This is a genomic window from Microbacterium sp., assembly GCF_035277845.1.
In the GTDB taxonomy this organism is placed as follows: Bacteria; Actinomycetota; Actinomycetes; order Actinomycetales; family Microbacteriaceae; genus Microbacterium.
The window spans coordinates 1-12,669 of the sequence record NZ_DATEJS010000116.1 but is presented as its reverse complement, the minus strand read 5'-3'; the positions used below and the strand labels follow the sequence as shown (position 1 = coordinate 12,669).

General features: G+C 70.3%; 15 protein-coding genes and 1 pseudogene. 4 read left to right on the top strand and 12 right to left on the bottom strand.

All coding sequences use genetic code 11. The features are described from left to right. A pseudogene (locus VJR25_RS04895) lies at nt 1-973 on the top strand (hypothetical protein); the annotation flags it as partial. 61 nt (nt 974-1,034) lie between these two features. Here the strand turns inward: VJR25_RS04895 and ccsB are convergent. The 6 genes from ccsB to VJR25_RS04865 all read right to left on the bottom strand — a co-directional run bounded on the left by ccsB (nt 1,035) and on the right by VJR25_RS04865 (nt 6,837). Further along, entirely contained in the window at nt 1,035-2,084 is a 1,050-nt protein-coding gene (gene ccsB, locus VJR25_RS04890) for a c-type cytochrome biogenesis protein CcsB (RefSeq protein ID WP_324113106.1), read from the bottom strand. 5 nt (nt 2,085-2,089) lie between these two features. Then, nucleotides 2,090-3,844: a cytochrome c biogenesis protein ResB gene (gene resB, locus VJR25_RS04885; protein ID WP_324113104.1), complete on the bottom strand. Its 1,755-nt coding sequence runs from the start codon at nt 3,842-3,844 to the stop codon at nt 2,090-2,092. Between the two features lie 7 nt (nt 3,845-3,851). Next, nucleotides 3,852-4,598, bottom strand: a complete 747-nt coding sequence (locus VJR25_RS04880; protein WP_324113102.1) for a cytochrome c biogenesis CcdA family protein — start codon at nt 4,596-4,598, stop codon at nt 3,852-3,854. Then, on the bottom strand, nt 4,595-5,203 hold the full coding sequence (locus VJR25_RS04875) for a TlpA disulfide reductase family protein (RefSeq protein WP_324113099.1): 609 nt from the start codon (nt 5,201-5,203) through the stop codon (nt 4,595-4,597). The genes VJR25_RS04880 and VJR25_RS04875 overlap by 4 nt, the downstream gene beginning before the upstream one ends. Further along, nucleotides 5,200-5,829 carry a histidine phosphatase family protein gene (locus VJR25_RS04870; RefSeq protein ID WP_324113097.1) on the bottom strand — a complete coding sequence of 210 codons (630 nt, stop codon included), beginning with the start codon at nt 5,827-5,829 and terminating at the stop codon, nt 5,200-5,202. Before VJR25_RS04870 ends, VJR25_RS04875 begins: the two co-directional genes overlap by 4 nt. A 201-nt stretch (nt 5,830-6,030) precedes the next feature. After that, a complete protein-coding gene (locus VJR25_RS04865) occupies nt 6,031-6,837 on the bottom strand; it encodes a class I SAM-dependent methyltransferase (RefSeq protein WP_324113095.1) in 807 nt (268 codons plus the stop codon). Nucleotides 6,838-6,872: 35 nt separating this feature from the next. On the opposite strand from VJR25_RS04865, the gene aspS reads away from it, so the two are divergent. After that, nucleotides 6,873-8,213, top strand: a complete 1,341-nt coding sequence (aspS, locus tag VJR25_RS04860) for an aspartate--tRNA(Asn) ligase (RefSeq protein ID WP_324113093.1) — start codon at nt 6,873-6,875, stop codon at nt 8,211-8,213. Nucleotides 8,214-8,501: 288 nt separating this feature from the next. Here the strand turns inward: aspS and VJR25_RS04855 are convergent, their stop codons facing one another. The 5 genes from VJR25_RS04855 to VJR25_RS04835 form a co-directional block, all read right to left on the bottom strand. Continuing rightward, complete coding sequence (locus tag VJR25_RS04855; RefSeq protein WP_324113091.1) at nt 8,502-8,756, bottom strand: glutaredoxin family protein; 255 nt, start codon at nt 8,754-8,756, stop codon at nt 8,502-8,504. 5 nt (nt 8,757-8,761) lie between these two features. Then, nucleotides 8,762-9,055, bottom strand: a complete 294-nt coding sequence (locus VJR25_RS04850) for a rhodanese-like domain-containing protein (protein ID WP_324113089.1) — start codon at nt 9,053-9,055, stop codon at nt 8,762-8,764. An 81-nt stretch (nt 9,056-9,136) separates the two neighbouring features. Then, nucleotides 9,137-9,235 (bottom strand): 30S ribosomal protein bS22, encoded by a 99-nt coding sequence (locus tag VJR25_RS04845; RefSeq protein WP_003792170.1) that lies wholly within the window; start codon nt 9,233-9,235, stop codon nt 9,137-9,139. Nucleotides 9,236-9,316: 81 nt separating this feature from the next. Then, nucleotides 9,317-9,508 (bottom strand): helix-turn-helix domain-containing protein, encoded by a 192-nt coding sequence (locus tag VJR25_RS04840; protein ID WP_324113086.1) that lies wholly within the window; start codon nt 9,506-9,508, stop codon nt 9,317-9,319. Between the two features lie 125 nt (nt 9,509-9,633). Then, entirely contained in the window at nt 9,634-10,047 is a 414-nt protein-coding gene (locus VJR25_RS04835) for a metalloregulator ArsR/SmtB family transcription factor (protein WP_324113083.1), read from the bottom strand. A 183-nt stretch (nt 10,048-10,230) separates the two neighbouring features. Here VJR25_RS04835 and VJR25_RS04830 point away from each other — a divergent pair, with 183 nt between their 5' ends. Further along, a complete protein-coding gene (locus VJR25_RS04830) occupies nt 10,231-11,592 on the top strand; it encodes a TrkH family potassium uptake protein (RefSeq protein ID WP_324113110.1) in 1,362 nt (453 codons plus the stop codon). Further along, a complete protein-coding gene (locus VJR25_RS04825; protein WP_324113081.1) occupies nt 11,585-12,256 on the top strand; it encodes a TrkA family potassium uptake protein in 672 nt (223 codons plus the stop codon). The genes VJR25_RS04830 and VJR25_RS04825 overlap by 8 nt, the downstream gene beginning before the upstream one ends. A 284-nt stretch (nt 12,257-12,540) precedes the next feature. Here VJR25_RS04825 and VJR25_RS04820 read toward each other — a convergent pair. Further along, nucleotides 12,541-12,669 (bottom strand): pyrroline-5-carboxylate reductase dimerization domain-containing protein (locus VJR25_RS04820; RefSeq protein WP_324113108.1); only part of this gene is annotated, 129 nt, incomplete at its 5' end.

Sequence of the window (12,669 nt, the reverse complement as noted above, 5' to 3'; positions counted from 1 at the left end):
CGGCCTGACGCAGCTCGACACCCGGGCCACGGCGCAGATCGCCGGCCGGCTCGACGCGATCGCCGCCGGGGCGGACAAGCTCGGCGCGGGGGCGACGCAGCTGTCCGGTGGGCTCGGACAGCTGGCGGGAGGCATCGACGGGACCGCCTCCGCGGCGAACTCGCTGTCCACCGGCGCCTCGTCGCTCGCGAGCGGCATCGGAACGTACGGAGACGGCACCAAGAAGCTCGCCGACGGCGTGCAGCAGCTCGCCACCGGTGCCGGCACCCTCGCCGGCGGCCTGCATCAGGCATCCGACGCCATCCCGGCGATGAGCAGGTCGCAGTCGAGCGACGTCGCGAACGTGCTCGCCGACCCGGTCACCGCGCAGGGCGTGTCGTCGACGCTGTTCGGGGCATCCGCGATCCCGCTGCTGTCGACCATCGCGCTGTGGTTCGGGGCGCTCGCCTCGTTCATCGCCCTGCAGGCGGTGACACGACGCGTGCTGGCCTCACGTCGTTCGTCCGGTGCGCTGGCGCTGCGCTCGCTGCTTCCGGCCGCCGGCCTCGGCGCCGCACAGGGTCTGCTCGTCGCCGGCGTCGCCGAGATCGCCGCCCGGTACGACGCCGCGACCTGGTGGCCGTTCGCCGGCCTGTGCGTCGTCGCGGGCATCGCGTTCGCCGCGGTGAATCAGGCGCTCGTGGCCGTCTTCGGCGGCACGGGGCGCTGGATCTCCGCCCTCGTCGGGGTGCTCGCCCTCGCGACCGGGATCATCTCGACCGTTCCCGGGGTGCTGGCCTCGGTGGCATCCTTCATGCCGACCGCTCCCGTCTCCCGGGCGCTGCTGGGCGTGCTCAACGGATCCGGTGTCGGCGCCGACGTGGCCGGCATCCTGATCTGGGCCGCCGTCGCGTTCGGCGGCACATGGATCGCCGTCGCCCGCCGCCGCACGACGACCGCGAAGGCGCTGCGCGCCGCCCCGGCACCGGTGTGATCCCGGCGCACGTTTCGCCTCGCGCCCCGACCGCCCGACCGGATCCGGTGCGGCCGGCGTCTCAGCCCGAGGTCGTCAGGCCGCTGTAGACGTGCAGGCCCTTGAAGAACAGGTTCACGATCGTGAAGTTGAACATCACCGCGGCGAAGCCGATGATCGACAGCCAGGCCGAGCGGGTGCCGCGCCAGCCGCGCGTCGCGCGCGCGTGGATGTAGCCCGCGTACACCACCCAGATGATGAAGGTCCACACCTCTTTGGTGTCGAAGCCCCAGAAGCGGCCCCACGCGTAGTTGGCCCAGATGGAACCCGCGATGAGGGTGAAGCTCCAGAAGATGAAGCCGATGATCGCGAAGCGGTATGACAGCGACTCGAGGGTGTCCGAGCTCGGCAGGTTGCGCAGGAACCCCCAGCCCACAGTGACGGGTGCGTCGTCCGGCCCGGCCAGCTGCGCCTGCAGGATCTTGTGCTCGCGGCGCTGCTGCAGCAGCTGCATGACCGACAGGCCGAAGGCGAGCGCGAAGATCGCCGTCGCGAGCGACGCCATGAACACGTGGATGACGAGCCACGGGGACTTCAGCGGGTCCATCAGCGGCGTGATCGGAACGTAGAAGTTCATCACCGACAGGCCGAGCAGCAGCACCACGAGCCCGGTGATGAACGCGCCGAGGAAGCGCAGGTCGTACCGGAACAGCACGATGAGGTACACGCCGATCATCAGCATGGTGCCGGTGAGGGCGAACTCGTACATGTCCGCCCACGGCACGCGTCCGGCGGCGATGCCGCGGGTGACGTCGCCGCCCACCTGGAACAGGAAGCCCAGCCACGTGAGCGCCGTGCCGATGCGCGCGAAGACGGGGCGCGATCGCTCCGCCGGCGTGGCCTTCAGCGCGGCCTCGGCGCGGTCCTGCTCGCGGCGGAGGTCGTCGGCCGATGCGACGGCGGCGGATGCCACGCCGGCACCGACGAGCTCGCGCACCTTGGCGGCATCCTTCGAGTCGAGCGACTTCGCCGAGCGGGACGCGAGGTCCCAGCTGTACGCGATGAACGCGAGCGCGTAGATCGCGACCGCCGTCCAGACAAGCAGCACCGAGAGCTGTTCAAGCGAGGGCATGGCGCTCAGTCTACGCTCGGGGCCTGTGCGGCCCGATCGGCCGTCGAGCCGGGGACGGATGCCACGCCCGCGGCCGCCAGCACCTCGCCGTGCTTGGCCGCCAGGGCGTCGACCGCGGCCTTCAGGGTCGGGTCCTCGCCGCGGGCCAGCGCGGCGTATTCGAGCCGCAGGCCGCCGTCGGCCCGAGTGGCCTTGACCCACATGCGGCGGCGGGGCACGAACAGCGCCAGCAGCAGCCCGGCGATCGCGCACACCGCGAAGCCGAGGGCCCAGGGCCCGGCCGCGTCGTGGTGGATGGACAGCGACACGAATCGCTTGACGGACTCGGCCTGGCCGGTGGAACCCTTCGGCGCGTCGTTCTCGAACGTGATGGTGCCGTACCCCTTCGGCAGGGCCGTCGTCTGCCCCGGGCTCAGCTCGATGGACTTCACGCCGGTCGTCCCGCCGGTCAGCTGGGTCATGCTCGTCGGGTCGAGTGCGTAGACCGACTTCGGGATGCCGTTGTTGATGCCGAGGTCGCCGCCGTAGACGTTGAGGGTGAGCACCGGGTTCAGCAGGTTCGGGTACGCGGAGCTGAACGCGCCGGTGGTGAGCTTCACCTGCGTCGGATAGAGGAACCCGACGAATCCGAGCTGCTCCGGCAGTCCGTCCGCGACCTTCACCACGCCGATCGAGGTCATGTTGGCATCCTGCGGCAGGAACGGGATCGTGTCGTGGAACACCACGTCGCCCTTGGCGTTTCGCACCGTGATCGTCGGCGCGTAGCCGTTGCCGAGGAGGTACACGTCGTCGCCCGCGATCTGCAGCGGGTGGTTCACGCGCACGGTGCCCGTGCTCGCGGCCTGGCCGGGCATCCGGGTGGTCAGGTGCGCGGCGAAGTCGCCGGCCTGACCGGCATCCGCGTCCCCGAAGGGCACGTACGTGACGTCGAACTTGTCGAGCTTGAGCGTGTACGGCGTCAGCGAGTCGGGGTCGACGAACCTGCCGGGGTTGAACGACGAGTAGTCGGTGCCGACGGAGTTGACGAACGTGGTGCCCTCGACGATGACCCGCTGGCCGGTGTACGAGAATCCACCGCCGAGTCCGACCGCGACGAGCACGCCGACGAGCGCGGCGTGGAAGATGAGGTTGCCGGTCTCGCGCAGGTAGCCGCGCTCCGCCGACACGGAGGCCGCACCCCGGGCGTCGTACCGTTCGATCCGGTAGCCGCTCTTGCGCAGCTGCTCGCCGGCGAGGTCGATGGCGCGCGTCGCCGCCGCGTCGGCATCCGCGTCCGGCGCCAGTTCGACGACGGTCTCGCGGTGGTCCTCCAGGCGCGCGAGGCGGGCCGGAGTGCGCGGCGGGCGCGCCCGCAGCGCGGTGAAGTGGTGCTTCGTGCGGGGGATGATGCAGCCGATGAGCGACACGAACAGCAGGATGTAGATCGCCGAGAACCAGGCCGACGAGTACACGTCGAACAGCTGGAACTTGTCGAGGATCGGCGCCAGCGTCGGGTTGGAGCTGAAGTACTGCGAGACGCCGTTCGGGTCGGCGCTGCGCTGCGGCACGATCGATCCCGGCACCGCGGCGATCGCGAGCAGCAGCAGCAGCACGAGGGCGGTGCGCATGCTGGTCAGCTGCCGCCATCCCCAGCGCAGCCAGCCGATCGGACCGAGCCGCGGCGACGTGATGCCGTCGGCGCGCTCGGCGTCGGTGGCATCCGTGCCGTCGATCGCGTCGGCGGGGCGGAGCGGATCGACGGCCTCCGCCCGCTCCCGCACGGAACCGTCAGATGGCCGGCGTGACACCCTGGATCACCCCCACGAGGTCCGAGGTGACCTGCGTCCACAGGCCGGTGACCATGAGAATGCCGAGGATCACCAGCATCCCTCCGCCGATGAGGTTGACCGCCCGGATGTGCCGGCGCAGGAACGCCACCGAACGGGTGGCCCAGCCGAAGCCGAGCGCGATGAGCAGGAACGGGATGCCGAGTCCCAGCGAGTATGCGAGTCCCAGGATCGCGCCGCGCCAGGCCGAGCCGGACTCCATCGACATGCTGAGGATGACGCTCAGGGTCGGTCCGATGCACGGCGCCCAGCCGACGCCGAGGGCGAGGCCCAGGAGCGGAGCCCCGAACAGGCCGAGGCTGCTGCGCACCTGCGGGCGCACGTTGCGCTGCGCGAAGCTGAACAGGCCGATGAACACGAGGCCGAGGAAGATCACGACCGCGCCCATGATGCGGGTGATGAGCACCTTCTCGCGCACGAAGAAGAGGCCCACGGTGCCGCCGAAGATGTTCACCGCCATGAACACGACGGTGAAGCCGGCGATGAACAGCAGCACGCCGAGCACCAGCCGGCTGCGGGCCGGGCGACCGGTGCTGCGCCCGGTGCGGCCCGAGACCGCGCCGCCGATGAAGCCGAGATACCCGGGAACGAGCGGCAGCACGCACGGCGACAGGAACGACACGAGCCCCGCAAGGACCGCGATCGGCACCGCGAGCCAGAGCGCGCCCGCGGCGACGACTCCGGTCACGACCTGCCGTCCAGGGCGTCCTGGATGAGGGTGGAGAGGATCGAGGCATCCGGCAGCTCGCCGATGATGCGCGCGGCCGGGCGGCCCTGCTTGTCGAGCACCACCGTCGACGGGGTCGAGCTCAGCGGGATGATGCCCGCGAATGCAGCCGTCGCCGACTTGGTGTCCGCGTCGATGATGCTCGGGTAGGTGACGCCGTGGTCGGCCGCGAACGACTCGGCGGTCGCAGCCTGGTCGTACGTGTTCACGCCGAGGAACGCGACGGGCTGCCCGGCGAACTCCTTGTACGACTTCTCGAGCTGGGGCGCCTCCTGCCGGCAGGGCGCGCAGTTCGCGTACCAGAAGTTCACGACCGTGACCTTGCCGGTGTAGTCGGACGCGCTCACCTTCTTGCCGTCGGCGAGGGTGCCCGTGAAGTCCACGGCGGCGGGGCGGTCCTTCGGGGTGTACTCCTTCACGGCGAAGTCGCCGGCGATGTAGCCCTTGTTGTCCCCCGCGCGGTACTGGTTCGCGAGGGAGTCGTTCGAGCAGGCCGCCAGGCTCCCGGCGAGCGCCACGGCGGCGAGCACGGATGCCGCCCGCACGACGGACTTTCGGATGGTCATACCGCCCCCACATCGACGGTGCCCTCGGCGGATGCCGGTTCGGCGTAGCCGATCTCGGTCCACTGGTCCCCGTGTCGTTCGAAACTCGTGACGCTCGACAGCGCACAGCGCCGGTGCGTCGGATTGTGCTTGGTCGGCAGGCCCGCGATCGCGAGGTGCGTGACCCAGATCGGCAGCTGGTGCGACACGATGACGGCGTCGCCGGACGGTGTCTGCTGCCAGGCATCCGTCATCGCCGCATCCATGCGGTCGACGACGTCCGCGTACGGCTCGCCCCAGCTGGGCACCGCCGGGCGCACGAGATGGCGCCAGTTCAACGGGTTGGCCAGCGCCTTGCGCATGACCTTGCCCTCGAACACGTTGGTCGGCTCGATGACCCGCTCGTCGACGAGCGGTTCGATGCCGAAGATGTCGGCGAACGGGGCCGCCGACTCCTGCGCGCGCTGCAGCGGAGAGCAGACGATGTGCTGCACGGGGCGGTCGAAGGCGAGCACGTACTCCGCCGCCTGCCGGGCCATCTGCCGGCCCTGGTCGCTCAGCCGGTAGTTCGGGAGCCGCCCGTAGAGCACGCCGTCGGGATTGTGGACTTCCCCATGGCGCACGAGATGAAGGCGGTCGGCGGGCACGGTGTCCAGTGTACGTGGCGAGGTTCTGTGGTCCTCCTGACAGCCACCGTCGGCCCCGGGCCCGCGCGACGCGCGCGGCCGGCCCGGTTCCGGGACGTTCCCCAGGGCGGATCGTCACGGCCCCGGCCGGCCGGGGCCGATCCGGCCGAATTCCCCTGTACAACGTCCCACCGGGCTCCCAGTCCGGCCGGGCGGGGCCGCTCAGCCCTTGCGGCCGAGCAGGTGGAAGACGCGGCTCAGCTGCCGGTACGGGTCGCGGCGCGCGGCCTCGAACTCCACCTCCGCCATCGCCCGCAGCCGCTCCGGGTCCGACACGTCGACCGTCGTGCCGCCGAACTCGAGCCAGTCCGCGAACAGCCACACGCCGTACCAGTCGAGGGGCTCGACGCCGCCCGCACGCAGCAGCTCGCCGAGCTCCGCCACGGTGTCCGCGCGGCCGCGCACGCCCAGCACGCCGACGCCCTCGCGCTCGTCGAACGCGGCCAGCGCATCGGCCCAGCGCTGTTCCAGCGCGGGCTGCACCGCCGACGCGCGGGCATTGCCGGTCATGATCGACACGATGCCGCCGGGCGCCGTGCACCGGCACAGCTGGTCGACCATCGCCGCGGGGTCGTCCAGGTAGCCGAGCACGCCGTGGCACAGCACGGCGTCGAAGGTGCGGCCGTCGACGGATGCCGCGGCATCCGTCCCGTCCGCCTCGAGCAGCGTGACCCGGCCCGCGGCGGCATCCGGAAGGCGCGCGAGCCGCTCCCGCGCGCGGTCCAGCATCGCGGGCGACGAATCGAGCAGGGTGACCTCGTGGCCGGCGGCCGCCAGCGGGAACGACTGGGTGCCCGCTCCCCCGCCGACGTCGAGCACGGTCGCCGGTGCGGGTGGCAGGTGCTCCATCAGCTGCCGGTGCATCACCGCGGTGCGCACGTATCCCTTGGCGGTGTCGTACGCATCGAGGAACCGGTCCGCGAGCACGTCGCCCGACCAGGTGTCATCGGTGGGGATGTCGTGGGGCATGGTCGCAGGCTACGCCCCCGGTAGACTCGACCCTCGTGAGTGAACGCGTCCTGGTCAGCCAGCTGAAGGCCCGTGAAGACGGCCCCGTCTCCGTTTCGGGATGGGTCGAAACCGTCCGCGATCAGAAGAAGGTGCAGTTCGTCATCCTCCGCGACGAGACCGGCGCCGTGCAGCTGGTCAACCCGGCCACGCGTCCCGCCGAGGACGGATCCGAGCAGGATGCCGCCGCCCTCGCCCTCACCGACGTGATCTCGAACCTCGCGCACGGCACGTTCCTGACCGTCACGGGCGCTCTCAAGCACGACGAGCGGGTCAAGCTCGGCGGCGTCGAGATCAAGATCGGCGACCTGCAGGTGGCCGGGGCATCCCTCCCCGAGACGCCCATCGCGGCCGACTCGAGCATGGACAAGCGCATGGACTGGCGCTTCATCGACCTGCGCACGCGCCGCAACAACCTGATCTTCCGCATCCAGACGACTCTCGAGCACGCGATGCGCACGTACTGGATCGACCGCGACTACATCGAGATCCACACCCCGAAGCTCATGTCGAGCCCGTCCGAGTCGCGCGCCGAGCTCTTCCAGCTCGAGTACTTCGGCGACCAGACCGCCTACCTCGCGCAGAGCCCGCAGCACTTCAAGCAGATGGCCCAGGCCGCCGGCTTCGGCAAGGTGTTCGAGATCGCCGACGCCTTCCGCGCCGACCCCTCGTTCACGTCGCGCCACGCGACCGAGTTCACGTCGATCGACGCCGAGATCAGCTGGATCGACTCGCACGAAGACGTCGCGACGATGCAGGAGGAGCTGCTGCAGGCCGCCTTCCAGGCCGTCAAGGACAAGCACGGCGACGAGATCGAGGAGCTCTTCGGGCTCGAGGTCACCGTGCCGACGCTGCCGTTCCCGCGCATCCCGCTCGCCGAGGCGCACCGCATCGTGGAGGCCCGCGGCTACCAGATCCCCCGCACCGACGGCGACCTCGACCCCGAGGGCGAGCGCCAGATCGCGGCCCACGTCAAGGAGACGTACGACCACGACTTCGTGTTCGTCACCGACTACCACCCCGAGATCCGGCCGTTCTACCACATGCGCAACCCCGAGACGGGGATGACGAACAGCTACGACCTGATCTACCGCGGCACGGAGATCACCACCGGAGCGCAGCGCGAGCACCGCGTCGAAGTGCTCGAGGAGCAGGCAGTCGAGAAGGGCCTGGACCCCGCGGGCCTCGAGCACTACCTCGACTTCTTCCGCTACGGCGTGCCCCCGCACGGCGGCTTCGGCATGGGCCTCGCACGCCTGCTGATGCTGCTGCTCGGCGAGTCCTCGATCCGCGAGGTGACGTACCTGTTCCGGGGGCCCACCCGCCTCGCCCCGTAGGCTCCGGATGCCGCGAAGCCCGCCGCGCCTCGAGGGCGGCGGGCTTCGTCGTTCCGTGCGGCATCCGCCGATTCAGTCGGATCGCCCCGATTCAGCACAATCCATGCGGATCCTTGCTGATTCGGGATGATCGTGCTGAATCCGACACGGCGGCGCATCGTCAGTGCATGGTCGGCAGCTCGCCGACCGGTTCGACCCCTGCGGCATCCTCGCCCAGCTCGCCGAGCAGCCCCGAGGAGGCCCTGGCCGTCTCCACCCGGAGAACGTGCGTCCCTGACCCGGGCCGGGTCAGCCGGCGAGGGCGCTGCGCAGACGCGCGGCATCCAGCCGCCAGTGCGCGTGCAGCTGCCCGTCGATGAGCACCACCGGGATCTTCTCCCACCACTGCTCGTAGAGCGCGCGGTCGTCGAGGATGGATGCCTCCACCACCTGGATCTCGTCCGCGCGCTCCTCCGGCAGGTCGGCGAGCACCTGGTCGACGATCTCGTGCGCGACGTCGCACAGGTGGCAGTCGGGCTTGCCGATGATCGTCAGCGTCGTCATCGCGCTCAGAACTCGATCGGGAACCCGACGGCGGCCCATTCGCCGGTACCGCCGTCGACGTTCGTGGCGTCGTAGCCGCGCGCCTCGAGCGCCTGCACGACGCGGGCGGAGCGGCCGCCGACCTGGCAGATCACGTCGAACGCCCCGTCGGGCAGCTCGTCGAGCCGCCCGCCGATGACCGACATCGGCAGGTTGACGGCGCCCGGCACGTGCCCGGCAGCGAACTCGTCGGCCTCGCGCACGTCGATGAGCGGGACGTCCTCGCGCTCGCGCAGCTGATGGACGGTGATCGACTTCATGGATCCTCCTGATCGGGACGGGATGCGACGGCAAACACGAAGCGCCCGTCCGGGAGGACAGGCGCTCGGTGTCGGTGCCGCTTACTTCTTGTTGCGGCGCTGGTGGCGAGTCTTGCGAAGCAGCTTGCGGTGCTTCTTCTTCGCCATGCGCTTGCGGCGCTTCTTGATGACAGAACCCACGGAAAACCTCACTAAGTCGGGGTCTGGACGCGGCGATCGCGTCCGGGATCGGGCAAAACGGAAAAAATGCCTCGGAACAGTCTAGCCGACGTCGCTGACCGGACGTTGCAGTGCCTCGGTGACAGCGGACTCGGGTACGCGGTAGCTGCGTCCGAAGCGGACGGCGGGGAGCTCTCCCCCATGCACCATGCGGTAGACCGTCATCTTCGACACGCGCATCAGCGCGGCGACTTCGGCAACGGTCAGGAAGCGCACGTCGGCGAATTCTGACATTCGGTCCTTCTCCCCAGTCGATTGAGCACACTCTATGGTGTCAGCGGGACCTGTGTAAACCCGCGTGACTCCTGTGATTCGTCGAGGTGGCACGGCGGATCGCGCCGTGCAGGCGGATGCCGGCGTCAGGGCCGGCCCGGCAGGTTGCGCAGCACGCTGTCGAGTGCGTGCTTCGCGGATGCCGCAGCACGCCCGACGACGTCCGCGGCGTGCACGGCCTGCTCGGGCAGGGCCCCGGTCGCGGCGGCGGCGAGCGTCTCATCGTCGGTCTCGAGGAACGGCACCAGCCAGGCGTCGATCTCATCGAGAGGGTGGGTGGACAGCGAGTAGTACCGGTGCTGGCCCTCCTCGCGCACGGCCACCAATCCGGCATCCCGCAGCACGCGCAGGTGCTTCGACACGGTCGGCTGACTGACCCCCAGCTCGCCGACGATCTGCGAGACGCTCGAACCGCTGGGGTGAGCAGAACTGCGATCGAGCAGCAGGCGCAGGATGTCGCGACGCGTGCCGTCCGCGATCACGTCGAAGATATCCGCCATGAGGACAGGTTAGCCGGGCGCCCGCTCCGGTGCATCGTCGGCTCCCCGGGGCCGGGCTAGCATGACGGGGTGGCGCAGAACGGGGGCGATGCGAGGATGCCGCAGCGCGGCGGGTCGCACCTGCACCGCGGCGAATCCCCCGTCACCGCCGGATTCGCCTCCGTCCGCGACTGGCTGCGGCGGATGACGACGGCATCCCCGTCCCGCTTCGCGGTGATCGTCTTCATGACCCTGATCGCGATCTTCACGGCACTGCTGGCGACGCCCGCAGCGTCCGCCGATCACGTCGCGACCGACTTCGCGGACGCGCTCTTCACCGCGGTGTCGACCATCTGCGTCACCGGCCTCGCCACCGTCGACATGGGCGCGCACTGGTCGCCGTTCGGTCACGTGCTCATCTATCTCGGGGTGAACATCGGCGCCCTGGGCGTGCTGACGATGGCCTCCATCCTCGGCCTCGTCATCTCGAAGCGCCTCGGGCTGCGCGCCCGGCTCATCGCGGCGAGCGACTCGAATCCGATGCGCGCCCACGCCGGGCCCGTCAACGAGAGCCAGACCGTGCACCTCGGCGAGGTCGGCGCCCTGCTTGCCACCGTCGCCCTGTCGACCCTCATCATCGAGGCGGCCCTCGCCGTGCTGCTGTACCCGGCGCTGCTCGCCGGCGGGGTCGAGCCGCTCGTCGCACTGTGGGAGGCGCCGTACTACGCGGCGATGGCGTTCACGAACACGGGCTTCACCCCGAACAGCGAGGGTCTCGCGCCCTTCACCCACGACTATTACTTCCTGATGCTCATCATGCTGGGCGTGTTCCTCGGGTCGATCGGGTTCCCGGTGATCCGCAACCTCATGATCTTCCGGTGGCACGTGCGCCGGTGGAGCCTGCACACCAAGCTCACGCTCATCACGACGGTGCTGCTGTTCGTGCTCGGCGGGCTCGTCTTGCTGCTGCTGGAGGCGTCCAACCCGAAGACCCTCGGCGGCGAGGGCGCGGCGGACACGGTGTTCCAGTCGTTCTTCCTGTCTGCGATGACCCGCTCCGGCGGATTCTCCACCTTCGACGTCGGCCAGCTGCACGGGTCGTCGCTCGTCGTCGGCTCGATGCTGATGTTCGTGGGCGGCGGCTCGGCGTCCACCGCCGGCGGCATCAAGGTGACCACCCTCGCGGTGCTCGCCCTCGCCGTCGTCTCCGAGGCCCGCGGGCGCAGCTCGGTGCACGCGTTCGGCCGCCGCATCCCGAGCGACGTGCTGCGCGTCGCCCTCTCGGTCGTCGCGTGGGGCGCCACGATCGTCGCGGTGTCGACCGTCACCATCGCCCAGCTGACGCAGCTGCCGGTCGAGGATGTGCTGTTCGACGTGATCTCCGCGTTCGGCACCGTCGGGCTCTCGACGGGGGTCACCGCCGAGCTCGACGACCCCGCCAAGTACGTACTCGCCGCGACCATGGTGATGGGGCGCGTTGGTACAGTGACACTCGCCGCGGCGGTCGCGGCGACCTCCCGCAAGCGGCTGTTCGAACTGCCCGTGGAAAGGCCGATCGTTGGTTGAAGAGCTGCGCCACGACGCGCCCGTCCTCGTGCTCGGACTCGGCCGGTTCGGCTCCGCGTGCGCGGAGGAGCTCACCCGCCTCGGCCGCGATGTGCTGGCCATCGACGACAGCATGGACCGCGTGCAGAAGTGGGCGGACATCGTCACCCACGCCGTGCAGACGGACGCCCGCGACATCGACGCCCTCAAGCAGATCGGCGCGCAGGACTTCTCGGTCGCCATCGTGGCGGTCGGCTCGTCGATCGAGGCGTCGGTGCTCATCACCGCGAACCTCGTCGACCTCGGCGTGCCCCAGATCTGGGCCAAGGCGATGACCCCCGCACAGGCGAAGATCCTGGAGCGGGTCGGCGCGAGCCACGTCATCTTCCCCGAGCGCGAGGCCGGCGAGCGCGTCGCGCACCTCGTCAGTGAGCGGATGCTGGACTTCATCCGCTTCGACGACGACTACGTGCTCGCCAAGCTCTACCCGCCGAAGTTCATCCGCGACGCTGCGCTGTCGGAATCGGGCGTGCGCTCGAAGTACAACGTCACGGTGGTCGGCGTGAAGTCGCCGGGTAAGCCGTTCCACTACGCCGAGGCCGGCACGATCGTCACCGACCACGACATCATCGTGGTCTCCGGCACCAACCGCGACGTCGACCGCTTCGCCTCCCTGCCGCGCTGACCTCGCCCCCGGTCGTCGGCCGACCGAGCGCCACCCCACCCCTCCGGTCGTTGAGCGAGCGAGCGCCACCCCGCCCCTCCGGTCGTTGAGCGAGCGAGCGCCAGCGAGCGAGACGAAACGCATCTCCCCCGCGCCGACTCCGTTTCGTCTCGCTTCGCTCGCTCAACGACCGGGCGGGAGGGAGGAGCCTCGCTCAACGACCGGGCGGGAGGGAGGAGCCTCGCTCAACGACCGGGCGGGAGGGAGGAGCCTCGCTCGACGACCGGCGGGAGGAGGAGCCTCGCTCAGCGACCGGATTCTGCGGCGAGCTCGCGGGCCCGGGCGAGGGCGGCATCGGTCGCCTCCGCGAACACGGCGTCCAGGTGGGCATCCTGCAGCACGGCGATCGCGCGCTCGGTGGTGCCCTTCGGGCT